This is a genomic window from Pseudonocardia kunmingensis (assembly GCF_006716445.1).
Taxonomy (GTDB): Bacteria; Actinomycetota; Actinomycetes; order Mycobacteriales; family Pseudonocardiaceae; genus Pseudonocardia; species Pseudonocardia kunmingensis.
In genome coordinates, this window is the sequence record NZ_VFPA01000001.1 from 3,124,792 (window position 1) to 3,148,639 (window position 23,848).

Annotated in this window: 22 protein-coding genes; 18 read left to right on the forward strand and 4 right to left on the reverse strand. The window is 73.9% G+C overall.

Annotated features, from left to right (window positions below):
- Positions 1-414: 414 nt before the first annotated feature.
- The 14 genes from FB558_RS14930 (at position 415) to FB558_RS14995 (ending at position 16,618) form a co-directional block, all read left to right on the forward strand.
- Complete coding sequence (locus tag FB558_RS14930) at positions 415-945, forward strand: methylated-DNA--[protein]-cysteine S-methyltransferase (protein WP_211366406.1); 531 nt, start codon at positions 415-417, stop codon at positions 943-945.
- A gap of 159 nt (positions 946-1,104) precedes the next feature.
- The gene (locus FB558_RS14935; RefSeq protein ID WP_246106439.1) at positions 1,105-2,349 is read left to right on the forward strand and encodes a cytochrome P450; all 1,245 of its coding nucleotides are present in this window, start codon (positions 1,105-1,107) and stop codon (positions 2,347-2,349) included.
- Between the two features lie 66 nt (positions 2,350-2,415).
- A complete protein-coding gene (locus FB558_RS14940) occupies positions 2,416-2,856 on the forward strand; it encodes a cytochrome d ubiquinol oxidase subunit II (RefSeq protein ID WP_142053108.1) in 441 nt (146 codons plus the stop codon).
- Between the two features lie 4 nt (positions 2,857-2,860).
- On the forward strand, positions 2,861-3,736 hold the full coding sequence (locus FB558_RS14945; protein ID WP_142053110.1) for an Fpg/Nei family DNA glycosylase: 876 nt from the start codon (positions 2,861-2,863) through the stop codon (positions 3,734-3,736).
- A gap of 11 nt (positions 3,737-3,747) precedes the next feature.
- Positions 3,748-4,953 (forward strand): sensor histidine kinase, encoded by a 1,206-nt coding sequence (locus FB558_RS14950; RefSeq protein WP_246106440.1) that lies wholly within the window; start codon positions 3,748-3,750, stop codon positions 4,951-4,953.
- 589 nt (positions 4,954-5,542) lie between these two features.
- The gene (locus FB558_RS14955; RefSeq protein ID WP_170231345.1) at positions 5,543-6,415 is read left to right on the forward strand and encodes a S49 family peptidase; all 873 of its coding nucleotides are present in this window, start codon (positions 5,543-5,545) and stop codon (positions 6,413-6,415) included.
- A gap of 134 nt (positions 6,416-6,549) precedes the next feature.
- Complete coding sequence (locus FB558_RS14960) at positions 6,550-7,425, forward strand: LytR/AlgR family response regulator transcription factor (RefSeq protein ID WP_211366409.1); 876 nt, start codon at positions 6,550-6,552, stop codon at positions 7,423-7,425.
- On the forward strand, positions 7,422-9,398 hold the full coding sequence (locus FB558_RS43915; RefSeq protein ID WP_142053116.1) for a hypothetical protein: 1,977 nt from the start codon (positions 7,422-7,424) through the stop codon (positions 9,396-9,398). The genes FB558_RS14960 and FB558_RS43915 overlap by 4 nt, the downstream gene beginning before the upstream one ends.
- Before the next feature lie 9 nt (positions 9,399-9,407).
- Complete coding sequence (locus tag FB558_RS14970) at positions 9,408-11,144, forward strand: sodium/solute symporter (RefSeq protein ID WP_246106441.1); 1,737 nt, start codon at positions 9,408-9,410, stop codon at positions 11,142-11,144.
- A 22-nt stretch (positions 11,145-11,166) separates the two neighbouring features.
- Positions 11,167-12,918, forward strand: a complete 1,752-nt coding sequence (locus FB558_RS14975) for a sodium/solute symporter (protein WP_211366412.1) — start codon at positions 11,167-11,169, stop codon at positions 12,916-12,918.
- Between the two features lie 281 nt (positions 12,919-13,199).
- Positions 13,200-13,532 carry a DUF485 domain-containing protein gene (locus tag FB558_RS14980; protein ID WP_142053118.1) on the forward strand — a complete coding sequence of 111 codons (333 nt, stop codon included), beginning with the start codon at positions 13,200-13,202 and terminating at the stop codon, positions 13,530-13,532.
- Positions 13,529-15,196, forward strand: coding sequence for a solute symporter family protein (locus FB558_RS14985; protein ID WP_142053120.1), 1,668 nt, complete (start codon positions 13,529-13,531; stop codon positions 15,194-15,196). Before FB558_RS14980 ends, FB558_RS14985 begins: the two co-directional genes overlap by 4 nt.
- A gap of 115 nt (positions 15,197-15,311) precedes the next feature.
- Positions 15,312-15,644, forward strand: a complete 333-nt coding sequence (locus FB558_RS14990; protein WP_142053122.1) for a rhodanese-like domain-containing protein — start codon at positions 15,312-15,314, stop codon at positions 15,642-15,644.
- Between the two features lie 41 nt (positions 15,645-15,685).
- Complete coding sequence (locus tag FB558_RS14995) at positions 15,686-16,618, forward strand: DUF4328 domain-containing protein (RefSeq protein ID WP_142053124.1); 933 nt, start codon at positions 15,686-15,688, stop codon at positions 16,616-16,618.
- Here the strand turns inward: FB558_RS14995 and FB558_RS15000 are convergent.
- The gene (locus tag FB558_RS15000; protein ID WP_142053126.1) at positions 16,578-17,786 is read right to left on the reverse strand and encodes a cytochrome P450; all 1,209 of its coding nucleotides are present in this window, start codon (positions 17,784-17,786) and stop codon (positions 16,578-16,580) included. The genes FB558_RS14995 and FB558_RS15000 overlap by 41 nt on opposite strands.
- A gap of 35 nt (positions 17,787-17,821) precedes the next feature.
- On the opposite strand from FB558_RS15000, the gene FB558_RS15005 reads away from it, so the two are divergent.
- Complete coding sequence (locus FB558_RS15005; protein WP_142053128.1) at positions 17,822-18,763, forward strand: DUF5926 family protein; 942 nt, start codon at positions 17,822-17,824, stop codon at positions 18,761-18,763.
- A gap of 1,014 nt (positions 18,764-19,777) precedes the next feature.
- Here FB558_RS15005 and FB558_RS15010 read toward each other — a convergent pair.
- Positions 19,778-20,593 carry a CPBP family intramembrane glutamic endopeptidase gene (locus FB558_RS15010; RefSeq protein ID WP_142053130.1) on the reverse strand — a complete coding sequence of 272 codons (816 nt, stop codon included), beginning with the start codon at positions 20,591-20,593 and terminating at the stop codon, positions 19,778-19,780.
- A gap of 36 nt (positions 20,594-20,629) precedes the next feature.
- Here FB558_RS15010 and FB558_RS15015 point away from each other — a divergent pair, with 36 nt between their 5' ends.
- Positions 20,630-21,148 carry a hypothetical protein gene (locus FB558_RS15015; protein WP_142053132.1) on the forward strand — a complete coding sequence of 173 codons (519 nt, stop codon included), beginning with the start codon at positions 20,630-20,632 and terminating at the stop codon, positions 21,146-21,148.
- Positions 21,149-21,167: 19 nt separating this feature from the next.
- Complete coding sequence (locus FB558_RS15020) at positions 21,168-21,485, forward strand: DUF3817 domain-containing protein (RefSeq protein WP_142053134.1); 318 nt, start codon at positions 21,168-21,170, stop codon at positions 21,483-21,485.
- Here FB558_RS15020 and FB558_RS15025 read toward each other — a convergent pair.
- On the reverse strand, positions 21,478-22,287 hold the full coding sequence (locus tag FB558_RS15025; protein WP_246106442.1) for a DUF2470 domain-containing protein: 810 nt from the start codon (positions 22,285-22,287) through the stop codon (positions 21,478-21,480). The two genes, FB558_RS15020 and FB558_RS15025, sit on opposite strands and share 8 nt — an antisense overlap.
- Before the next feature lie 109 nt (positions 22,288-22,396).
- Between FB558_RS15025 and FB558_RS15030 the strand changes: the two genes are divergently transcribed.
- Positions 22,397-23,284 carry a hypothetical protein gene (locus tag FB558_RS15030; RefSeq protein WP_142053138.1) on the forward strand — a complete coding sequence of 296 codons (888 nt, stop codon included), beginning with the start codon at positions 22,397-22,399 and terminating at the stop codon, positions 23,282-23,284.
- Between the two features lie 9 nt (positions 23,285-23,293).
- Here FB558_RS15030 and FB558_RS15035 read toward each other — a convergent pair whose 3' ends face one another.
- Positions 23,294-23,848 carry a macro domain-containing protein gene (locus tag FB558_RS15035; RefSeq protein WP_142053140.1) on the reverse strand — a complete coding sequence of 185 codons (555 nt, stop codon included), beginning with the start codon at positions 23,846-23,848 and terminating at the stop codon, positions 23,294-23,296.

Consider the following 23,848-nt stretch of genomic DNA (forward strand, 5'->3'; position numbering starts at 1 on the left):
CGGCTGTGGTCCCGTTCAAGAACCCCTTCGACACAGCCTTGATCAGCGAAGCAGGGACATGAGCCGCACCCGTGCAGCACATGTCCCGTTTCCGCCGATCAAGAGCGCCTGGATGGCCTCGAACCGGACCGATGATCACCAGGAAGTGCGCTCGCGGCCGAAGACCCATGACGTCGACCGGGTCAGGTACACGGCGCGTTCCGGAACGCGACCCGGCCATGATCAGTAGAAGTGGTGGGAGGGCGACAGATCTGTCGCCGTGACACCACTCCTGGCGATCACCCTGCCGAGAAGTACGTGAGCGCGGCAGCGAGGACCTTGACGTGCGGCTCACACCGATCACGCGGTGCCGGGCCCACGGCCGGTATCCAGGCGGCCGGCGGAATCGTCGGAGGGACGCGTCACACTGGCGGCGTGACCCTCGTCCGCACCGTGCTCGACGCGCCCGCCCCCATCGGCGCGCTCACCCTCGGCGTCACGGAGACCGGGCTCGCGGTCGTCGCCTTCGGCCGCCGTCCCGAGGTCGTCGAGCGGGCGGCCGCGCGGCTGGGTGAGTCGCTGGCCGACGGCGACGGCGGCGCGGCCGCGGCTCAGCTCACCGAGTACCTCGCGGGCACGCGCCGGGTGTTCGACGTGCCGCTGGACTGGTCGCTCACCGCGGGCTCGCAGCGGCGCGTGCTGGAGACGCTGTACGACACGGTGCCGTTCGGCGCCACCGCCACGTACGGGCAGCTGGCGGCGCGCAGCGGGCTGGGCCGCGCGCACACGGCCGCGCGCGGCGTCGGCTCGATCATGGGGTCCAACCCGCTGCCGGTCGTGGTCCCCTGCCACCGCGTCCTCGGCTCCGACACCCTGGGCGGCTTCGGCGGCGGCCGGGCCACCAAGGAGTGGCTGCTCGCGCTGGAGGGCGTGCTCACCCCGGCGCTGGATCTCGGCCCGTTGTGAGCGGCTCCCGCTGAGCGAGTGATCGCCGGTTCAGTGCGGCTGCGGTCGTGCCTCCAGCACTGAGCGCACCGAACCGGCGATCACCGCACTCCTCGGGACAGGATCTCCGCGCCGTGCCGGGGGCTCGACCGCGGCGGCGACGACCGGTAGGCACGACGTGTGAGCGATCGCGTGGTGGACGTCGATGTCTTTGACCCCCGCACGTTCGGGGCCGGCGTCCCGCACGAAGCGTTGCGCGTGCTGCGGGACACGGCGCCGGTGAGCTGGCAGCCCGAGCCCGCGGTGGCCGTCTGGCCCGCCGGCCCGGGATTCTGGGCGATCACCCGCTACGACGACGTCCGGCACGTCCTGCGCACGCCCGGCGACTTCTCCTCCTCGCTCGGGGCCACCCAGATCCGTGACCCGGACCCGGCCGACCTGCCGTTCCTGCGGCGGATGATCCTCAACATGGACCCGCCGGAGCAGGTCCGCCTGCGCCGGATCGTCACCGGGACGTTCACGCGCCGCCGCCTCGAGCGCTTCGCCGACGTGGTGCGGGAGCGGGCCGCGGGCCTGCTCGGCGCCGCGGTCGCGCGGGGGCGCTGCGACCTGCCGCGCGAGGTCACCGACGACCTGCCGCTGCAGAACCTGGCCGACCTGCTCGGCGTGCCCGCGGGCGATCGCGCACTGCTGCTGGAGTGGACGAACCGGGTGATCGGCTACCAGGACCCCGAGCACGCGCACGTCGTCACCGACGCCGAGGGGCGGCCGGTCAACCCGCGCTCGCCCGCCCAGCTGGCCGACATGTTCGGCTACGCCGAGGAGCTGGCCGAGCGCAAGCGCGTCGAGCCCGCCGACGACCTCATGACCGCGCTCGTGCAGGCCGAGGTGGACGGCCAGCGGCTCACCGACGCCGAGCTGAAGATGTTCTTCTTCCTGCTGGTGATCGCCGGCAACGACACCGTGCGCAGCGCGCTGCCCGGTGGCGTCCTCGCCCTCCTGGAGAACCCGGAGGAGCACCGGCGCCTGCGGGCCGAGCCCTCGCTGCTGCCGTCGGCGATCGAGGAGCTGCTGCGGGTGCACCCGCCGGTGCTGACGTTCCGGCGCACGGCGGCCCGGGACGTGGTGCTGCGCGGGCAGCGCATCGCTCGCGGCGACAAGGTCGTGGTCTACCACGTCTCGGCCAACCACGACGAGCGCCGCTTCCCCGACCCGTTCCGGGTGGACCTCGCCCGCGAGCCCAATGACCACGTGTCGTTCGGGCAGGGCCCGCACCTGTGCCTCGGGGCGGCGTTCGCGCGGCTGCAGATGCGCGAGTTCTTCACCGAGTTCCTGCGCCTACCCCCTCCGGAGCAGGACGGCGAGCCGCGCCGGCTCGTGTCGAACTTCATCAACGGCATCACCTCCCTGCCGCTGCGCTGGTAGGGCCGCAACGGGTCCGTTCTGTGGGAAAGTGGTGGGGAACATCCGGCACTCACGACGGCGGGGTAGATGGCTACGAAAACGGTCGCCGGTGTCGACGGGCGGATGTGGTCCGTGCGTCGCAACATCGAGTGGTCGCTGCCGGCCACCGGCGACGACTTCGAGCACGACGTCGACGGCGGGCGCGGCGCCGCGGTGCTCATCCTGTCCGCCCTCTTCGTGTTCTGGGTGATCGTCATCGTCTGGAAGCCGGCGGGCGTGCACATCCCGTGGTTCCTCTGGGTCGTCGCGGTGCTCGTCGTGGGGTTCTTCCCGGTGCGCTGGTACCTGCGCAGACCGTGGACCGTCGTCGCCGAGACCGCGGGCGGCTACGACCTGCCCGCCGAGCGCTGGACCGGCCTCGTCCGCGGCGGGAGCAAGGCGAAGGAGGAGATCCGCATCATCGTGCGCCGCATCCGCACCCAGGGCACCCCCGGCCACGCCGACAGCCCTCTGCAACCGGTGAACTGAAGCGATGCCCGAGCTCCCCGAGGTCGAGGCGCTGGCCCACCACCTGCGCGAGAACGCCGTCTACCGGCCGGTCGCGCGGGTCGACGTGGCGAGCATGAGCGCCGTCAAGACCTTCGACCCGCCGATGTCGGCGCTGGCGGGCCGCGTGGTCACCGGCGCGGCGCGCTACGGCAAGTTCCTGTCCGTCGAGTTCGGTGACCGGCCCGACGAGCCGCTGCACCTGATCACACACCTGTCCCGCGCGGGCTGGCTGCGCTGGCACGACACGGCCGCCACCACCCGGCCCAAGCCCGGGCGCGGGCCGCTCGAGCTGCGGGTGCACCTCGACACCGTCGGCGGCCCCGGGTTCGACCTCACCGAGGCCGGCACGCAGAAGCGGCTGTCGGTGTACCTGGTGGCCGACCCGCAGCAGGTGCCCGGCATCGCCCGCCTCGGTCCGGACGCGCTGGCACTCACCCGCGACGAGTTCGCCGCGCTGCTCGGGGGCCGTACCGAGCGGATCAAGAACCTGATCACCGACCAGCCGACGATCGCCGGCGTGGGCAACGCCTACAGCGACGAGATCCTGCACACCGCCCGGCTCTCGCCGTACGCCACCGCGGGCCGGTTGACCGGCGAGCAGGTCGACGAGCTGTACGCCGCGATGCGCTCGGTGCTCACCGACGCGGTCGAGCGGTCGGTCGGGCAGGGCGCCGCGCAGCTCAAGGGCGAGAAGCGCTCCGGGCTGCGCGTGCACGCCCGGACCGGGCTGCCGTGCCCGGTGTGCGGCGACACCGTGCGGGAGGTGTCCTTCGCCAGCAAGTCGTTCCAGTACTGTCCCGGCTGCCAGACCGGCGGCAAGCCCCTCGCCGACCGGCGGCTGTCGCGGCTGGTGAGGTAGGTAGGTGGAACGTGGCTGAGCTGCTCGGCAGCTCCACGGCGCTGCTCATCGCCGGCGGCGTCATCATCTTGATGATCATTCTGGTCGTGGTGCTGATCCTGCGCAACCGGCGCAACACGTTCGCCACGCCGCTGGAGCGGGCCACGTTCGCCACGCTGCACACGGTGGCGCTCGCGGCTCCCTCCCTGCGCGAGGGCCTGTCGCCCAACTCGGCGTCGTTCGCGCTGCCCTACCTGCGCCAGCTGCTCGACACGTGCGCGCTGGCGATGACCGACAACCGCGGCGCCACGCTGGCCTGGGACGGCGACGCGGACCAGCACGAGCCCGACGTCCGCTCGCTGGCCGAGACCGTGATCTCCACTGGGCGCCAGCAGGTGCTCTCGCACACCGCGCTGTCCTGCGAGCACCCGAACTGCGAGGTCCGCGGGATCGTGGTGGTGCCGCTGGAGACCGACGGCGCGATCGTCGGCACCCTCGCCGCGCTCACCACGTCCACCGCAGGCCCGGTGCTGCTGCGGGCCACCGCGGAGGTCGCCCGCTACGTCTCCAGCCAGCTGGAGCTCGCCGAGCTCGACGAGTCCCGGGCCCGGCTCAACCGGGCCGAGGTGCGGGCGCTGCGGGCGCAGATCTCGCCGCACTTCGTCTACAACGCGCTCACCACGATCGCCTCGTTCATCCGCACCGACCCGGTGCGCGCCCGCGAGCTGCTGATCGAGTTCGCCGACTTCACGCGCTACTCCTTCCGCACCGCGGGCGAGTACACGACGCTGCAGGACGAGCTCACCAACATCGAGCGCTACGTCCGGTTGGAGAAGGCGCGGTTCGGCAACCGGCTCAACATCAAGCTGCAGATCGCCCCCGAGGTGCTCTCGGTCGTGCTGCCGTTCCTGGCGCTGCAGCCGCTGGTCGAGAACGCCGTCCGGCACGGGCTGGCGAGCAAGCCGGCGGGCGGGACGATCACCATCACCGCCGAGAACGCCGGCGCGGAGTGCGTGATCATCGTGGAGGACGACGGGATCGGGATGGACCCGGCCCGCCTCACCGACGACCTGGACGACGCCCACCAGTCCGGCGCGCACGTCGGGCTCGGCAACGTCGACGACCGCATGCGCTCCACCTTCGGCGACGACTTCGGCCTGGTCGTGGACACCGCGCCCGGGGCGGGCATGAAGATCACCCTGCGCGTCCCGAAGTTCCGCGCCGGCATCCGCGTCTGAGTCCCCGCCGCGCGCTGATCGCTGCGAACAGGCCTTCGGCGTCATGCGCGAGATGTCGGTGTGCGGCTCGGACGGATCTCGGGGGCCGTGAGATCGGTGCGAGACGTACCGCGCGACGGTCGCGGCGGCGCTGAGGTGCAGGTCGGACCGATCACGGGGGAGATCGTTGCGAGTCGTACCGGGCTGTTGTTGCCACCCGCCCCGGTACGGCTCGGGCTGATCACGAGTGAGGTCACTGCGAGTCGTACCGCAGAGATGTGCGGGCCGCGCTGAGGTGCGGCTCGCCGCGATGACCGGCGGGAGGTCGTTCCGAGTCGTACCTCACGGTGGGGGCGACGCTCTGGTGTACGGCTCGGATCGATCAGGAGAGATCGGTGCGAGCCGTGCCATGCGGTGGTCGCGGCCGCGCTGGTGTGCGGGTCGGATCGATCATGGAGGCTCGCGTCTGGGGCGGCCGTGATCGACGTGCGCTCCGGGCGCGACGCGGGTGCACCCGGAGCGCGACCCGAGAGCACCGGGACCCCGACTCGCGGGGAGATGGTGATCTTGCGGAGTGGCTGTGGCCGCGTAACGTGGCGCCATGGACGTGATCCGGCTGCCCGACCGGCTCGCCTCGCGCCTGCCCGGACGCCTCGGTGAGCGCAGCGAGCGGCCCGTCGTCTCGATGGTCCGGCTACACGGTGTGATCACGGCGACCACCGGTCCGGTGCCGCGCTCGGTGATCAACTCCGTTGCGGTCGAGAAGACGCTCGAGCGGGCGTTCGCGCCGGAGCGCCTCGCCGCGGTCGCGCTGCTGGTCAACTCGCCCGGCGGCTCGCCGACGCAGTCGGCGCTGGTGGCGGACCGGATCCGCGGGCTCGCCGCGGAGAAGGGCGTGCCGGTGCTCGCGTTCTGCGAGGACGTCGCCGCCTCGGGGGGCTACTGGCTCGCCTGCGCGGCCGACGAGATCTTCGCGCACCCCACGTCGCTGGTCGGGTCGATCGGCGTGATCAGCCAGGGGTTCGGGCTGGACGGGCTGATCGAGCGGTTCGGCGTGCAGCGCAGGCTCTACACGGCCGGCACGTCGAAGTCGCGGCTCGACCCGTTCCTGCCGGAGAAGCAGGAGGACGTCGAGTGGCTGCGCGACCTGCAGGACCAGCTGCACGAGATGTTCCAGCAGTGGGTGGTGTCCCGCCGCGGTGATCGGCTGCACGAGGGGGCCGAGCTGTTCACCGGGGAGGTGTGGACGGGTGCGCGCGCCGTCGAGCTCGGTCTCGTGGACGGGCTCGGCACGGCCCGGCCCGTGCTCGGTGAGCGCTTCCCGGACGCCGAGCTCGTTCCGGTGGAGGGGCGGAAGCCGCTCCTCGCCCGGCTCGGATTGGCCCCTCCGGCCGCCGCCACCGGCTTGATCAGCACCGATGCGGTGCTGGGTGTCACCGAGGCGGCTGAAATACGAGCCCTGTGGGCGCGGTACGGTTTGTAGCGCGGTGTGACCGGACGAACCCGATTGGTGCTGGGCTCTGGCACTCACACGGATTGGCCGTCACCATGGTCGACGGAGTTGGGGCAGGCGTCCCGGCCCCGGCGCCAGCCCCGGACACGCAGGATGAGGAGATCGTGGACAGCAACGACAGCTCCGGTGGCCTGGTCGTCCTCGCGGTGGACGACGAGCTGCCGGCTCTCGAAGAACTGGCGTTCCTGCTGGGCGAGGACTCCCGCGTCGGGACCGTGCTCAAGGCGTCCGACGCCACCGACGCCCTGCGCATCCTCAACAGCCGGCAAGGCGTGCGCGAGGCGGCCACGGCGGGGCCGGGTCCCCGCGGCGGCATGTCCGACCCGGTCAGCGGCACCCGCGTCGCCGACCGCACCCACGTCGAGATCGTGTTCCTCGACATCCGCATGCCCGGGCTGGACGGCCTGGAGCTGGCGCGGGTGTTCTCCTCGATGGCCGTCCCGCCGTCGGTCGTGTTCGTCACGGCGCACGACGACCGCGCGGTCGACGCCTACGAGGTCGGCGCCGTCGACTACCTGCTCAAGCCCATCCGGTCCGAGCGCCTCGCCGCGTCCATCGACCGCATCCTGGCCAACCGGGCGGCCACGGTCACCGAGCCGCAGCCGGAGCAGGGCAGCGAGGACGAGGTCATCCCCGTCGAGCTGGCCGGCACCACGAAGCTCGTGCCCCGCTCGGCCGTGCGCTACGTCGAGGCCCAGGGCGACTACGCGCGCCTGCACACGCACGAGGGCAGCCACCTCGTCCGCATCCCGCTGTCGGTGCTCGAGGACCGCTGGCGCGACGCGGGCTTCGTGCGCATCCACCGCTCCTTCCTGGTGGCGCTGCCGCTGGTCACCGAACTGCGCCTGTCCGGATCCGGGTACGTCGTCCGGGTCGGCACCGGGCCCGACTGCGCCGAGCTCCCCGTCAGCCGCCGCCACACGCGCGAGCTGAAGGACCGGCTGGTCCGCGCGACGAAGCAGGCGTGGAGCCAGCGGTGACCACCTTCGCCGACGGCGCTCCGCCGTCGGTGACCCCCGAGCCGGAGGATGGCTCGGGTCCTCGCGACGCCTCGTCGGAGACGTCGTCCGGCGGCCGGGCTCGTCGTCCGGACGCCGACGAGGTGTCCGACACCGGATCCTCGTGGCTGCGCGACGAGATCCAGCGCCGCATCGCCGAGGGGCGTACGTCCGGCAGCACCGGACGGCACGCGCGGCACGGCACCCCGAGCCCCACCGGCGGCGCCGCGGGCTACGTGCCGCGGCACTCCGTCGCCACGCCCGGGCCCGGCGCTCCACGACCGGGACCCGTGGGCGGCCAGATGTCCGCGCAGGCCGGTGAGCTCCTGCGGCGAGAACGCACCGCTGCCGCCCCGGCCTGGTCCCGTCCGGGCGACGCCCCCGGGGGCACCGCCCGGGTGACGCCGGTTCCGCTCGCGGCACCTGCGCCCCCGACCGACGGCTCGACCACGCCGGACGCCCCCGCTCCGGCCGGGACTCCGCCCGAGCCGGCGCCTCCGGGACAGGCCCGCCCGGTTCCGGGCCGGGCCACGCCGGGTGCCCCGCCTGCGGGTGCAGCGGGGCCGGTGGCCGCACCGGGCGGTGAGCAGGCGCCCGCGGCTGCGCAGGCTGAGGCGGGGCAGGCGCCGGCGTCGAGCGCAGCGCCGTCGACCGGGTCGTCGGCGGCTCCAGATGCGCCGGCCCAGGATGCGCCGGCACCGCCCGCTGCGGCCGACGACGACCCGTCCGCCCAGGCCACGGCGTCGAGTGGCGCGGTATCGAGCGGTGTGGCATCGACCGGCCCCACGACCGGCGACCCCACGACCGGCGACCCCGCCACGGGCGACACGGCGGCGGGTGGCGTGCCTTCGGGTGCGACAGGACCCCTCCGGCCGGCCCCCGGGGCGCCGGCACCGGCGGACCCCGCTCCGGGGGGCGCCGCCCCGAACGAGACGACGCCGATCCGGTCCACCGCAGGCGCACCGGCGCCGGCGGGGAAGGCGGCGAGCGGCCCGGCCGCGGGCGCCGCGCCGGCGGCGGAGTCGAGCGCCACGGCACCGATGCAGTCGGCCCCGGGCGGGTCGGACGCGGCGACCGGACCCGCTGCCGCGGAGCCGCTGCCGGCCACCGAGCCGCCCCCGGTCACGGAGTCGCAGCCGTCGCGGCCGGTCCGTCCCGGTGTCGCCGCGGCCGCGGCCTTGCGCGGGGCCGCCCGGGGCCGCGCACGGACGGCCGGCCCGCCTGCGCGCACCGCACCCCCCGCCGCCCCCGCGAACGGATCCACGGGAGCGCAGGGAACCGCGCCCGAACGGGCCGTCCGGGGGCCGTCCACCACCCCCGCCGGTCCGAACCAGGCTGCGACCACCCCGCAGGCGACCACCCCGCAGGCGACCACCCCGATCCCGCCGGCCGCCCCCGGCACCGCAGGCGAGGAGCCGCACGGCGCGGCCGTCCCCGAGGACCCCGAGCTCACCGACCGCACCCCGGTCGTCGAGCCGCGGAAGAACGGGATCCGGGTGCCCGAGCAGCGCGCCGGAGACCGCTCGCTCCAGGCCCTGTCGCCGCGTCCGGAGCTCGTCGAGGGCGGGGCCGGGGACGGCACCGAGGAGGACGAGCAGGCGAGCAGGCGCGTGCGCGTCGTGCTCGCGGAACGCAAGGGCGTGGCCCGTCCCGTGCGCACGGTCGTCGACATCCAGGAGGGCACGGGCGTCGGCGAGCTGCTGCGCACGAACCTGATCGGGTCCCAGCTGGCCGTGGCCCTCCGGTTCGCGGTCGGGGCGGGGCTCGCGCTCGGCCTGCTGCCGCTGCTGTTCGCGATGGCGCCCGAGATCGGCCGCATCGAGGTGCTCGGGCTGCGGTTGCCCTGGCTCCTGCTGGGCGTGCTCGTCTACCCGTTCCTGTTCCTGCTCGGATGGTGGCACACCCGCACGGCGGAGCGGGTCGAGCAGAACTTCGCCGACCACGTCCAGGACTGAGCGCGCAAGGTGACGGTCCCAGCGCTCGTCGCCCTCATCGCGATCGCGATCGTCGGGCTCGTGTCCGCGCTGATCGGCTCCTACGGGGTGCGGATGGCGCGCAGCACCTCGGACTTCCTCGTGGCCTCCCGCACCGTCGGGCCGATGGCCAACGCGAGTGCGATCTCGGGCGAGTACCTGTCGGCCGCGTCGTTCCTGGGCATCGCGGGCCTGATCCTGCGGGAGGGCGCCGACGCGCTCTGGTACCCGATCGCGTTCGTCGCGGGCTACCTCGCGCTGCTGCTGTTCGTGGCCGCGCCGCTGCGCCGCTCCGGTGCGTACACGGTGCCCGACTTCGCCGAGGTCCGCCTCGGTTCACCGGCGCTGCGGCGGCTCTGCACGGCGTTCGTGCTCGTGATCGGCTGGCTGTACCTGCTGCCCCAGCTGCAGGGGGCCGGGCTCGCCCTCACGATCCTGACCGGGCTGCCCGCCTGGAGCGGGATCGCGGCCGCGGGTCTGATCGTGCTGCTCACGGTGATCGGCGGCGGCATGCGCTCGATCACGTTCGTGCAGGCGTTCCAGTTCTGGCTCAAGCTCACGGCGATGGCGGTGCCCGCACTCGTGGTGCTGGGCATGTTCTTCGGCGCCGCGCGCTCGTTCGACCGCCCGGCGCCGCCGCAGTTCCCCCACGAGACCACGGTGCAGGTACGCACCGAGGTGGTCCTCGACGTGGTGGAGCCGGTGCGCCTGCGGGCCGAGGGCGTGGTGGACGGCGAGCGGGTGCGTGGCGAGCTCACCTGGGCGCCCGGCCGCCACGAGGTCGCCGAGGACACCACGTTGGTGTTCTCCGCCGGCGCGCCGGTGCCCACCACCGCCGGTGCCCCGGCCACCGACCGCGAGTGGCTCGAACCGCTGGCCGGCGACCAGGGCCACGAGCTGCTGGAGATCTACTCGATCCTGGTGGCGGGCTTCCTCGGCACGATGGGGATGCCCCACGTCCTGGTGCGCTTCTACACCAACCCGGACGGCCACGCGGCCCGGCGCACCACCGTGATCGTCCTCGGGATGATCGGCCTGTTCTACGTGCTCGTCACGGTGGTCGGCGCGATGTCGCGGCTCTACACCCCGCAGCTGCTGGTCACGGGTGAGACGGACGCCGCGGTGCTGCTGGTCCCCACCGCGGTGCTCGGGCAGAACTGGGCGGGCTGGCTCCTCGGCGGGCTCGTGGCCGCCGGTGCCGCCGCCGCCTTCCTGGCCACCTCGTCGGGGCTCGTGGTCAGCCTCGCGGGGGTGCTGTTCACCGACGTGCTGCGCGGACGGTGGACCGACTTCCGGTTGGCCGCGGTCCTGTCCACGGTGGTGCCGCTCGCGCTCGCCCTCGCCGTGACGCGGCTGGACTTCGCGCTGACCGTGCCGCTGGTGTTCGCGGTCGCGGCCTCGACGTTCTGCCCGCTGCTGGTGCTCGGGATCTGGTGGCGCGGCCTGACGGCGACGGGTGCGATCGCCGGGGTGCTGGTCGGGGGCGGGCTGTCGGGCGTGGCCGTCGCGGTCTCGCTCTTCGCGGTGCTGCCACCGGGCTGGCTCGGCGTGCTGCTGTACCGCCCGGCGGCGGTCGCCGTGCCCGCGGCGTTCCTCACGATGATCGTGGTGAGCCGGCTGACGCGGGCCGCGATCCCGCACGACGTCGACCGCGCCCTGCTGATCCTGCACGCCCCCGAGCGGTTGGGCCTTTCCGCCGACCGCCTCAACCGCCCTGGCCAGGCGTGACGCGCGTTGGGATAGTGGGGCCGTGACGACCGTCGGCCTCATCGCGCTCGTGGCCATGGCCATGGTCGCGCTGGCATCGGCCGTGATCGGCTCGCTCGGCGTGCGCATGGCCCGCAGCACGTCCGACTTCTTCGTGGCCTCCCGCACCGTCGGCACCGTGGCGAACGCGGGGGCGATCTCCGGGGAGTACCTGTCTGCGGCGTCCTTCCTGGGCATCGCCGGGCTCATCCTGCGCGACGGGGTCGACGCGCTCTGGTACCCGGTCGGCTACACCGCGGGCTACCTCGCGCTGGTGCTGTTCGTGTCGGCCCCGCTGCGGCGCTCCGGCGCGTACACGGTGCCGGACTTCGCGGAGTTCCGGCTGCGGTCGGCCGCGCTGCGCCGGGTGTGCGCGGTGTTCGTCGTGGTGATCGGCTGGCTGTACGTGCTGCCCCAGCTCCAGGGCGCGGGGCTCACCGTCACCACCGTCACGGGGTTGCCGGCCTGGTCGGGCGCCACCGTCGCGGCGTTCGTCGTCGTCGCCACGGTGGTGCTGGGCGGCATGCGCTCGATCACGTTCGTGCAGGCGTTCCAGTACTGGCTCAAGCTCACCGCGCTGCTGCTGCCCGCGATCATCGGGGCGGCCTTCTTCGTCGGCGACCAGCGCAGCTTCGGCCGCGAGGCCCCACCGGAGTTCCCCGCGGACACGAGTGTGGACATCCGCACGGACGTCGTGCTGCAGGTCGACGTCCCGGTCGTCTTCACGGCCACCGGGGTGGTCGACGGCGTGCGGGTGCACGACGACCCGCTGCGTTGGGAGAGCGGCAGGCACACCGTCGCGGCCGAGTCGGAGCTGGTGTTCTCCGCCGGTTCCGCGGTTCCCGTGGTGGCGGGCGCGCCGGTGTCCGACTCGACCTGGATCAGCCCGTTCCCCGACGGCCGGGAGCACGGCCTGCTCGCCACGTACTCGCTGATCATCGCCCTGTTCCTGGGCACGATGGGCCTTCCGCACGTCCTCGTGCGCTTCTACACCAACCCCGACGGCCGCACGGCCCGGCGCTCGGCGGTGTTCGTCCTCGCGCTCCTGGGCGGGTTCTACCTCGCCGTCACGCTGCTCGGCGCGCTGTCCCGGCTGTACACGCCCCAGCTGCTGGTGAGCGGCGAGACCGACGCGGCCGTGCTGCTCCTGCCGTCGGCCATCCTCGGCAGCGGGTGGGCCGGGGCGCTGCTGGGCGCCCTGGTGGCCGCGGGTGCGTGGGCGGCGTTCCTGTCCACGTCCTCGGGTCTCGTCGTGAGCGTGGCCGGGGTGCTCTCCACCGACATCTTCGGCAGCAGCCGGGTGCGCGACTTCCGGCTGTCCGCCGTGATCGCCGGCGCGGTGCCACTCGCGCTCGCGGTGGGTGTCACGCGGCTGGACTTCTCCGAGGCCGTCGCGTTGGTGTTCGCGGTGGCGGCGTCCACGTTCTGCCCGCTGCTGGTGCTCGGCATCTGGTGGCGCGGGCTCACCGCGGTGGGTGGGATCGCGGGCGTGCTGGTCGGTGGTCTGTCCTCCGCGGTCGCGGTCGCGGTGAGCCTCGCCGGGTACGGGGGCTCGGGCTGGCTGGGGGTGCTCCTCTACCGGCCCGCGCTCGCCACCGTGCCCGCCGCGTTCCTCACGATGATCGTCGTGAGCAGGCTGACGGCCCGGCAGCGGCCCCTCGACGCCGACCAGGTGCTGCTGCGGCTGCACGCACCCGAACGCCTCGGCCTGAGCCGCGACCGCCTGGAGGAGCGGCAGCAGCGTCCCATTCTCTGAGAAACCGGGCCGCCATCTCGGGCCACGACCAGGTGAACCGAACGTCACACCTCGAGGGCGCGCCACTCGCAGCGGGCCGCTCGTCGACCGTTGGTCGTCCGCTCGTCGTGTCACCGCGTCCGCCGATCGGGACTTCGCCGCTACACGCGCGTGGCGCCCGCCATCACCCAGGTGGAGTATTCCGGCGTCCGAGTGTGACTGACCTATCGTTCGCGGCGTTGTGCCCCCGAAAGGCGCGGCGATGACGCGGTGCACGGGCGGAAGAGAACGGAGAGGACGCGGTGAGTTCCACAGGAGAGCGATCCACAGGCACCGTGTACGAGCAGGTCCAAGCGACACCCGAGTTCGCCGATCTGCGGAGGAGGCTGCGGCGTTTCGTCTTCCCGATGAGTGCCGCGTTCCTGATCTGGTACCTCGTGTACGTGCTGCTCGCGTCGTACGCGCCGGAGTTCATGTCGATCAAGGTCCTCGGCAACATCAACGTCGGTCTGATCATCGGTCTCCTCCAGTTCGTGTCGACGTTCGTGATCACCACGGTGTACGTGCGGTACGCGAACAAGCACCTGGACCCGGCCGCCGAGCAGCTCCGTGAGCGGATCGAGGGTGTCGCATGAACGTTCTCGCCCAGGCCCAGGAGGAATCGGGCGGTGTCGGCAGCCCGCTGCTGAACATCAGCATCTTCGCCGCGTTCGTCGTGGTGACGCTGGTGGTCGTGTTCCGCGCGAGCCGGAACAACAAGACCGCCTCCGACTACTACGCGGCGGGCCGGTCGTTCACCGGCTCGCAGAACGGCGTGGCGATCGCGGGTGACTACCTGTCGGCGGCGTCGTTCCTCGGCATCGCGGGTGCGATCGCGGTGAACGGCTACGACGGGTTCCTGTACTCGATCGGCTTCCTGGTGGCGTGGCTGGTGGCCCTGCTGCTGGTGGCCGAGCTGCTGCGCAACACCGGCAAGTTCACGATGGGCGACGTGCTGTCGTTCCGGATGCGGCAGCGTCCGGTGCGCGCCGCGTCGGCGGCGTCCACGCTGGTGGTGTCGTTCTTCTACCTGCTCGCGCAGATGGCCGGTGCCGGCGCGCTCATCACCCTGCTGCTCGGCATCGACAACGAGAACGTGCTCGGACAGGGCATCGTCATCGCCATCGTCGGCATCCTGATGATCACGTACGTGCTCGTCGGCGGGATGAAGGGCACCACCTGGGTGCAGATCATCAAGGCGACGCTGCTGATGATCGGCGCCGCGGTGATCACGATCTGGGTCCTCGGGATCTACGGGTTCAACCTGTCGGCGCTGCTCGGCGCGGCCGTCGAGGCGAACCCGTCGGTGACGAGCGCGTCGGGCACGACCAAGGAGCTCGGCGACAACCTGCTCAACCCGGGCCTCGCCTACGGCGCCACCGCCCTCTCGAAGATCGACTTCCTGTCGCTGGGCCTGGCGCTCGTGCTGGGCACCGCGGGCCTGCCGCACATCCTGATGCGCTTCTACACGGTGCCGACCGCGAAGGAGGCGCGGCGCTCGGTCGTGTGGGCGATCTGGCTGATCGGCCTGTTCTACCTGTTCTCGCTGGTGCTGGGTTACGGCGCGGCCGCCCTGGTGCCGGGCGGCGCGCAGCGGATCACGGACGCCCCCGGCGGCACGAACTCGGCGGCGCCGCTGCTGGCCTTCGAACTCGGCGGCGTGGTCCTCCTCGGGATCATCTCCGCGATCGCGTTCGCCACGATCCTCGCGGTGGTGGCGGGGCTGACGATCGCCGCGTCCGCCTCGTTCGCGCACGACCTGTACGCGAACGTCATCAAGAAGGGGCAGACCGAGCCGGACGCCGAGGTCCGGGTGGCCCGCATCACCGCGGTCGTGGTGGGCATCCTGGCCATCGCGGCCGGGATCCTGGCCCGCAACCAGAACATCGCGTTCCTGGTGGCGCTGGCGTTCGCGGTGGCGGCGTCGGCGAACCTGCCGACGATCCTGTACTCGCTGTTCTGGAAGCGGTTCAACACGACGGGCGCGCTGTGGAGCATCTACGGCGGTCTGGCGTCCTGCGTGCTGCTGATCGTCTTCTCGCCCGCGGTGTCCGGCTCGGCCAGCTCCATGATCCCGGGCGCCGACTTCGACATCTTCCCGCTGCGCAACCCCGGCCTGGTGTCGATCCCGCTGTCGTTCGTGCTGGGTGTCGTGGGCACCTACGTCGGCGGCAGGCACCCGGTCGAGGAGGGCAAGTTCGCCGAGATGGAGGTCCGCTCGCTCACCGGGGCCGGCTCGGAGAAGGCGGTCTCGCACTGACGCCGCCACCCTGATCGCGACGGGGCCGCTCTCCCGGTGGGAGGGCGGCCCCGTTCGTGTTCCGGCCCTTCTGCGCTCACCGGATCGTGACGCCCCTGCGTGCGAGGATGGGGGCATGACCGGTCCAGCCGTCCCGGTGGTGTCGGTGGCGCAGCTGCCCGCCGACGCCGCGCTCCTCGACGTCCGCGAGTCCGACGAGTGGGCCGCGGGCCATGCCCCCGGTGCCTCGCACCTGCCCATGTCCGAGCTCGCCGGGCGGATCCACGAGCTTCCCGACGAGGACCCGCTCTACGTCGTCTGCCGCTCCGGTGGCCGCTCGGCGCGGGTGGTCGCCTACCTGGCGGGTCAGGGCTACCCGGCCGTCAACGTCGAGGGCGGCATGCTGGCGTGGGCGGGTCAGGGCCGGGAGGTCGTGGCCGACGGCGGCGCCGAGCCGCAGATCGTCTAGCACCGGTGCACCCGTCGGCGCCCGACGCGGGGGAGGCCCGGATGGGGCCGCCCTGCCCGCGCTGCGGCCGGCGCGCGCCCGCGGGAGGCGGGCCGTTCTGCCCGTTCTGCGGCCGCTACCTGGCCGCCCTGCGGTGGGTGGCCGAGCCGCCGCCGGGCGTCGGAGCGCCCCCGCCCTCGCCTCCGCCGCGCCGCTACACCGGTCCGCCGCGCTACCGCGTGCTGCCCCGCTGGGGGTTCCCCCTCGGCGGGTGGACGCCCCCGCAGCAGGAACGAGCGGCCGGCGACCCGCTGCAGGTCACGCGGTCCCTGGTCGGCACGCTGGTGCCGATGCTGTGGGCCACGTCGGCGGTCGCGCTGCTCGCCGCGGGTGCCGAGGTCTGGCGCTACGCGCTGCTGCTGGCCAGCCGCGAGTCGGCGCTGTCGGCGGGCGCCGTCGCCGCCTCCGACGCGCTCGTCGCGTCCGCGGGCACCGTCGCCCCGATCCTCACCCTCGTGGCCGGTGGTCTCACCGTGCTGTGGAGCGTGCGCGCGACCCAGGCCGCCGCCACGGCGGCGGGTGTGCGGCCCGCCCGGTCCACGCGCACGATCGTCCTCGGCTGGCTCGTGCCCGGGGTCAACCTCTCGGTGCCGGGTTCGGTGCTGGCCGAGATCGAGCACAGCGCACTCGGCCTGCCGCCAGGCAGGCGACCGCGGCCGTCGCGGCTGCTGCTCGTCTGGTGGGCGCTGTGGGCGATGGGCGTGGTGCTCTCCGCGGTGGTGCTGCTGTGGTCGTTGCGCACCGGCGTGCAGGCCCGGGCCGACGGCGTCGTCCTGCACGCGGTGCTGGACCTGCTCGCCGCGGTCACGGCCGCGGTCACGGCCCGGCTCGTCCTGCGGCTCACCCGGCTGCTCTCCCCGGGCGGGCCGCGTCGCCGGGAACTGCTGGTGCGCGTCAACCCGAAGCCAGCTGCAGCTCCCGCAGCCCCCGCATGACGAAGTCCGGCCGCCGCGGCGGCTCGGCCGCCAACCGCACGTCCGGCAGGGCGCGGCGCAGCGCGTCGAGGGTGGCGGCCACCTCCACCCGGGCGAGCGGGGCGCCGAGGCAGTAGTGCACCCCGGCGCCGAAACCGAGGTGGGCGTTCGGCCGGCGGGCCACGTCGAGCTCGTCCGGGCGCGCGAACACCGCGGGGTCGCGGGCGGCCGCACCCAGCAGCGCCGCGATCTTCGTGCCGGCCGGCACGGGATGGCCGGCCACGGTGGTGTCGGCCACCGCGGTGCGTTCGAACAGCTGCAGCGGCGGGTCGTAGCGGATCAGCTCCTCCACGGCGGTCGCGTCGAGGGCGGGGTCGTCGCGCAGGCGCCGCCACTGCGCCGGGTGGCGCAGCAGGGCCAGCACGCCGTTGCCGATCACGTTCACGGTGGCCTCGTGGCCGGCCATCAGCAGCAGCGCCGCGGTGCCGACCAGCTCGTCGGCGTCGAGGTCGGCGTCCAGCAGGTCCGTGACCAGGTCGTCGCCGGGCCGTCGGCGGCGGTGCTCGGCGAGCCCGCGCAGCGCCTCCACGAACTCGGCCGACGCCCGCTCGGCCGCCGCCCGCCGGATCCGCCCCGGGTCGGGCTCGTACATCGTGACGATCGTGTTCGACCAGCCGCGCAGGGCCGAGCGTTCCGGCTCCGGCACGCCGAGCAGCTCGGCGATGACCTCCACCGGGAGGACGGCGGCGACCCCGGCGATGAGGTCGCCGCTGCCGTCGTGGCGCACCTGCTCGGCGAGCCGGCCCACGAGCTCGTCGGCCAGCGCGCGCACCCGGGGTTCCAGGCGGGCGGTGTGCCCGCGGTTGAAGGCGCCCGCCACCAGGCGGCGCAGCCGGTCGTGCGGCGGCCCTTCACGCTCGAGCAGCGAGTTGCGGTGCAGGAGGTTGAACGCTCCGAATGCGGCGGCCGGCTCCGCGTCCACCCAGATGCGCCCGAGGTCGCGGCCGCGCAGCACCTCGGAGCACGCGGCGTGCGAGACCGCGACCGGGACGCCCAGCAGCGGGTGGTCGTGGACGGGACCGAGCGCCCGCAGGGCGGCGAAGGTGGGGTAGGGGTCGGCGAGGAAGTCCGGGTCGCCCGGGTCGAACGGGGTCAGCGTGCCCTCCGGAGGTGGTGGTGGGGGTCTCATCCTCCTCCCCGGCACCCGCTAACGTCTGCCGGACCATGGCCAAGAAGACACGTGACAAGGCGGCGGCGCCCGCCGGTGAGAACCCCCGCCGCCCCTGCCCCTGCGGCTCGGGCAAGCGGTACAAGGCCTGCCACGGCGCCGGTGACGACCTGATCGTCACCCGCCCGTTCGAGGGCCTCGCCGCCGAGTGCGACCTGGTGGCGATGCGCGAGTTCCTGCCGTCGGCCACCGCGCCGCTGCCGCTGCGCGAGCCGGGCGCCGCGCCCGTCACGCTCGCCACGGTCCTCCCCGGCGCTGCGGCCGCGGTGGTGCGTCCCGACGGCACGATGCTGCTGGGCATGCAGGTGCAGACCCGCTCCGGCGACCTGTCCGCGGACCTGGCGAAGGCCCTGCGCTGGGCGCAGGACGCCGAGCCGGGCAGCGCGCTGTCCGTCGTCGGGCCCGGCATCGGCGGCGAGCTCGTGCGGATCCAGGACTTCCTGGACCCGGCCGCGACGCTGGACCTCACCCTGCACCCGGACTTCGGCTGGTGGATCCCGCCGAGCGAGGACGGCAGCGAGCCCGCACCGGACGTGGCCGCGTCGCTGGAACGCGCCAACGCCGTGATCATGCCGACCGAGCCTGTCCTGGCCGAGGGCGTCCGCGCCGCCTACTGGGTGGACACCGGCTCGAAGGCGCACCTGCGCTGGGTGCGTCCGGAGCCGGAGGAGGCGCTCGTCGCCGCGCTGGCGCGGCTGCAGGCCCGCGGTGAGCTGGCCCTGGCCGACGGGGCGCGCTACGCGGGCTCGTTCCGCGCCCACGGCCTGCTCGTGCCGGTGTGGGACCTGGACCGGGAGCTGCACGCGAAGGAGTGGGCGGAGCCGGTGGCCGCGTTCGCCACGCGCCTGGACGCCGCACTCGCCGACGACGCCCCGCTCACCGACGCCGAGCGCCGCGCCCGCGACGCCCTCGCCGGCAAGCAGGTCACCCTGCGCTAGCCGCGAGGCAGGTGCGGCGGTGGATCGTGCTGGGTGCTGCGTGATCGGTCCGAGTCGCACGTCAGGGTCGTCGCGGCCGCTCTCATGTACCTCTCGCGCCCCGGCTCCGCGGGGTGATCGCCAGGAATGGTGTGAGAGCGGCAGATCTGCCGCTCCGGCACCACTTCTGCTGATCATGGCCGGGTCGGGTTCCGCGGAACGCGCCCGTTGCATGATCAGGTCGAGCTCAGCGCTGTTTTCGGGCGGTCCGGCAGCGCTGGTGTCGATGTGACCATGGAAACCTGCTGTGGGCGCGCCGTTCCCGGCTCGCGACCGCTGCCGCGCGTCCGGGCTCGGGGTCTTCGGCGCGATCCCCCGGTCCCCGTCGCCCCTTTCGTGGGCGGGTGGTCGGGTTGGGGTAACTGCCGGGTGACGTGGTCGGGTGGGCGGCCGTCCCCGACTTCCGGGCACGCCCGTTTCGCGACGAGACCGTGCCTGTCGGGTGCCCGCGCATCTTGCGGTGGTCCCGTCCCAACCCCTGACCTGTGATCATCCGGCCGGTCCGAGGCCACATCCGGCCCGTGATCAGCGGGAATGGGGCATGCGCTGCAGCGCTGCAGGTCATGTCCCGGGTTCGCCGATCATGGCCGTCGTAGAGGTCCCGGAACGGCACCACAGCAAGTTGCGTGGCACCTGGCGGGGGCGTTCTCGTCGTGGACGGGCGTGCCGGGAAGTCGGGGACGGCTGTCAGCGCGACCACGTCACCCGGTAGTTGTGCCAACAGGTCCACCGGCGCACGGAGGTTGTGCAGGGTGCCGGGCCAAACTGCGGGGGACGCCCGGGCCATGGGTGGGGCAGCTCGCCTCGAGCCGGGAACGGCGCGCCCACGGCAACCCGCCCGGGCACGGAGGTCGGGCAGGGAACCCGGCCGGCCGGGGAGGCCCAGGTGTGGGTGGGGCGGCTCGCCTCGAGCCGGGAACGGCGTGTTCACGCAATCCACCCCACCCGCAGGAAGCCGCGGCAGGCGGCGGGCCGTCAGGGGAGCCAGCCCACCCGCCCGGAGAGCGCCGCGTAGCCGACGAACGCGACGATGTCGATCAGGGCGTGGCCGCCGACGAGCATCCACAGGCGGTTGGTGCGCTGCCAGACGCGGCCGAACACCAAACCCATCACGATGTTGCCGACGAACCCGCCCAGGCCCTGGTAGAGGTGGTAGCCGCCGCGCAGCAGGGCCTGGGCGAAGAGGGCGCGGTTCTCCGACCAGCCGAGCTGGCGCAGCCGCGTGATGAGGTAGGCGACCATCACCACCTCCTCGGCCCAGCTGTTCGCGAACGCGGACGCCACCAGCACGGGCAGCCGCCACCAGGTGTCGTCGAGCGTCGTCGGCGCGATGGTGACGCTCACCCCGACCGCGCGGGCGACGAGGTAGAGGCCCAGACCGGGCACCCCGATCAGCGCGGCGAGCCCCGCGGAGCCGAGCGCGTCCCGGCCGGGACGGGTGCGGTCGAGCCCGACGGCGCGCATGGCGAAGCCCGCACGCAGCAGCAGGTAGGCGCCCAGCGCGCCCCAGCCGACGAGCTGCAGCACGCGGGTGAGCTGCAGTGCGAGTTCGACGAGCCCGACCTGCGCGGCCGGCGCGTTCAGCGCCACCTGCTGCTCGTTCAGCGGCACCGGCTGCAGCACGGCGTCGAGCAGGGCGAGGGCGCTGCGGACGGCCGAGAGCCCGAGCGTGACCGTCAGGACGACCAGGACCTCGGTGCCGACGAGCCGGCGCGCGGCGGGATCGGTGAGGGGGGCGACACCGGGTGGCGGGGGCGCGATCCAGCTCCGGACGGCCTTCGAGCGGGGCACGATCGCGGACGCTACTAGCCAGGTACTCTTGGCTGTGTGCGGCAGCTGATCCTCTCCCCACGATGGATCGTGTGGCACCTGCTCACCCTCGGCGCCATGGCCACCTGCGGCTGGCTGGCCGCCTGGCAGTGGCAGCGTGCCGGATCGGCGATGGGCAGCGCGTTGAACGTCGGGTACGGGCTGCAGTGGCCCGTGTTCGCGGTGTTCTTCGGCGTCATGTGGTGGCGGATGCTGCGCATGGAAGCGACGAAGCTGGAGGAAGCCGCCGACGCGGCTGCCGCCGGCGGAACCGCCCCCGACGAGGGTGCGGCCGGCGCCGGGTCGACTGTCGGGGAGCAGGCGGGCGGCGTCCCCGCGCCCGTTGCTCCCGCCGAGGCCGCCACACCGGTCCCGGCCCCCCGCACCGCCCCGCCGCTCGCGACCGCGGGCGCGCCGTCGCCGTTCGGGCCGCGTCCCCGCGGTGTCACGCTGCCGCGCCCGGCCGACGACGACCCGGAGCTCGCCGCCTACAACCAGATGCTGGCGCAGCTCGCCGCTCGCCGTTCCGACGACTGACCGCCGAAGAGAGACGACCGTGTCGATCGATACCGCCCTGCTCGCCTACCGCATCGCCGCCTGGGTCACCGGCGTCGGGCTCCTGGTGCTGGTGGTCGTGGCGATGCCGCTGAAGTACATCTTCGGCCAGCCGGAGCTGGTGTCGATCGTGGGCGTCGCCCACGGCTTCCTCTACATGATCTACATCGTGTGCACGCTGCTGCTGGCCGAGCGCTGCCGGTGGAAGCCGCTCGACGCCGTGCTGATCCTCATCGCGGGCACCGTGCCGGTGGCCTCGTTCGTGGCCGAGCGCCGCGTCACCCACCGGGTGCGCGCCGGACGCACACCCGTCAGCTAGCGCGCCCGCCCGGCGCGGTGGGACCCGTGCCCGCCCCGCGCCGCATCGGGCAGCCCATCAGCCGCTGCATCTGCTCCCGCAGCTCGGCCACCGTGGTGGCCTGCTCGGCCCAGGCGATCCGCACGTCGTGGTCGCGCCCCGGAGCCTCCACGCGCAGGCGCAGCCCGTAGCGGTCGACGCCCAGCGGGCGCACGCGTGCCCCGCGCAGGTCGCGCAGCGCGGGCGGCAGGTGCCGCACCAGCACGTCGAGCACGTCCGGGTGCGCCTCCTCGAGGTGCGCGAGCCAGTGCCCCTCGTAGCAGCTGAAGGGGTCCGGCCAGGCGGCGGCGAGGTCGACGGGGGAGAGGGCCGCGCAGCCCTCGGCGTCCGACAGCACGGCGGAGCCGGGATCGAGGCGGACGAGCGTGGCGCCGTGACCGAGGTTCAGCAGGTCGGGGTGCGGGCGCACGTCCGCGACCTGCAGGGCGATCCGCCGGGCGATCTCGGGGCCCGGGATCCGCATCCGGCCGGTGATCCACAGCAGCCCTCGCACCGGCTCGCGGAGGTCGACCGGGGCGTGGTCGGCGACCTCGAGCATGGCCGAGAACTCCCCACCGGGGGCGGCGCGGATCGCGTCCAGCACCGGCTCGGCGTCGTCCAGGAGCAGCACGGCCGAGCCGTCGGCGCGGACGTGGTGCACGAGCGGCGTGGCCTGGGGAGCGCCGGTGCCGACGAGGCACGCGCTGCCGCCGCGCGCGGCAAGGCTGCGGGCGCGTTCCGCGGCGGTGGGGGCGGGCGGTCGTCGTGGCCGCGTGGATCCCAACGGGCACCTCCGAGACTTAGGTGAGCCTAAGCTATAGGGGCGGCGGAGCGCTGTCCAGGCCCTGAACGCACGGCCGCTGTCACGCTCTCGGAAGCCACCCGTAAGGTCTGTGACCGTGACGACGGCGGCCGGCGCGGACCCCTGGGCCATCCCTCCGCTCTTCGCGCAGTTGGTCGACGACACGAGCCTGCTGCAGCCGAAGTCCGAGGCACTCGGGGTGGATGCCGTCGTAGCCCGGTACCTCAGCGCCCGCGACGGGCGCTACGGCGGCCTCGTCGGGCAGCTCGTCTGCCCCGTCTCGCGGCTCCCGGCGCTGGTGCAGGAGCTCGCGCGGTCGGTTCCGTCACGTCCGGTCGACGTGTCGCTCGTCGTCGACACGGGGCTCGGCGCGGTGCCGAAGGCGCTGTCCACCGTGTTCTCCCGGTCGAGCCTGCTCACCCCGCGCACGGTCGAGACCGCCGCTCCGCCCGACGTCGACGGCGTCTGGCTGGAGCGCGTGTCGGAGTTCGTCCCCGAGGACGTCATGGCCGTCGTCGAGCCGCGCAGGCCTGCCTCCACGGGTCCGGACAGCACCGCGGAGTGGCTCGAGGCCGTGCGCCGCGTCGCCGCGCACGGATGCGCCCCCAAGCTGCGCTGCGGCGGCCCCCGTGCCTCCGACGTGCCCTCCGTGGTCGAGGTCGAGGAGTTCGTGCGCGTGGTCGTCGACGCCGGGCGCCCGTTCACGACCCTAGGCCTGCGCCAGGTCGTCCGCCTCGACGACGGCGTGCGGCCCGTGCAGCACGGGATCCTCAACCTGCTCGTCGGGGTCGCGCGCGCGCTCGCGGGCGGCGACGTCCGGACGGCGCTCGAGAGCACCGACGGGTCCGCGCTCGCCCACGAGGTCGGCGAGTTCTCCGAGCGCGCCGTCAAGGGCGTCCGCGGGCTGCTCTCGCGCTGTGGCGCCGATCCCGAGCCGGTGCCGGCCACCCGCCTCGCCGACCTCGGCCTGCTCGCCTGACCCTTCCGGTCAGGTGGTGCCGAGCAGCTCGTCCCACGCCGCCCCGACCTGGGTGGCGCAGACCTCGGGGGAGAGCCCGCCGACGCCGGTGCCGAGGCCGGGCAGCGCGATCCTGCGCACGGCGTCGCGCACGCGGCGGCCGTCGGGCAGCGACCCGTCGCGCCACAGGCGTAGCACCGCGCCCGCGGCGGCCCGGGCGGCCGCGCCGTCGGCGGGAAGCCGCTCGCCGGGCTGCCGCATCGTGGGTGCGCTGACGAGCCAGGCCGGCCGGGGCGCACCCGTCGGCACGATGACGGCCTCGCCGACGGGGAGCTCGCCCCCGCGGTCGGCTCCCGAGGCCGCCCGCACCTGGCCGGAGATGCCGGGGAACCAGCGCGCGTACACGGCGTCGATGCCCCCGCCCATGAAGCCGAAGGAGTTGGCCGGGCTCACCACGGCGTCGGCGTCCACATCGGTGATCGAGCCCTCGTGCACGACGAGCCCGGGCCGGTCGGCGGCGATGGTGCGCCAGGCCCGGGCCATGGGGGCGTCCACGGCCACCAGCACCAGCGTCAGGTCGTCCAT

Coding starts and splice junctions, on each gene's coding strand:
- FB558_RS14940 (WP_142053108.1), top strand. CDS start 2,416: ATGGCTACGAAAACGGTCGCCGGTGTCGACGGGCGGATGTGGTCCGTG.
- FB558_RS15005 (WP_142053128.1), top strand. CDS start 17,822: ATGGCCAAGAAGACACGTGACAAGGCGGCGGCGCCCGCCGGTGAGAAC.
- FB558_RS15035 (WP_142053140.1), bottom strand. CDS start 23,848: ATGGACGACCTGACGCTGGTGCTGGTGGCCGTGGACGCCCCCATGGCC.
- FB558_RS15000 (WP_142053126.1), bottom strand. CDS start 17,786: ATGAGACCCCCACCACCACCTCCGGAGGGCACGCTGACCCCGTTCGAC.
- FB558_RS14985 (WP_142053120.1), top strand. CDS start 13,529: ATGAACGTTCTCGCCCAGGCCCAGGAGGAATCGGGCGGTGTCGGCAGC.
- FB558_RS14990 (WP_142053122.1), top strand. CDS start 15,312: ATGACCGGTCCAGCCGTCCCGGTGGTGTCGGTGGCGCAGCTGCCCGCC.
- FB558_RS14945 (WP_142053110.1), top strand. CDS start 2,861: ATGCCCGAGCTCCCCGAGGTCGAGGCGCTGGCCCACCACCTGCGCGAG.
- FB558_RS14995 (WP_142053124.1), top strand. CDS start 15,686: ATGGGGCCGCCCTGCCCGCGCTGCGGCCGGCGCGCGCCCGCGGGAGGC.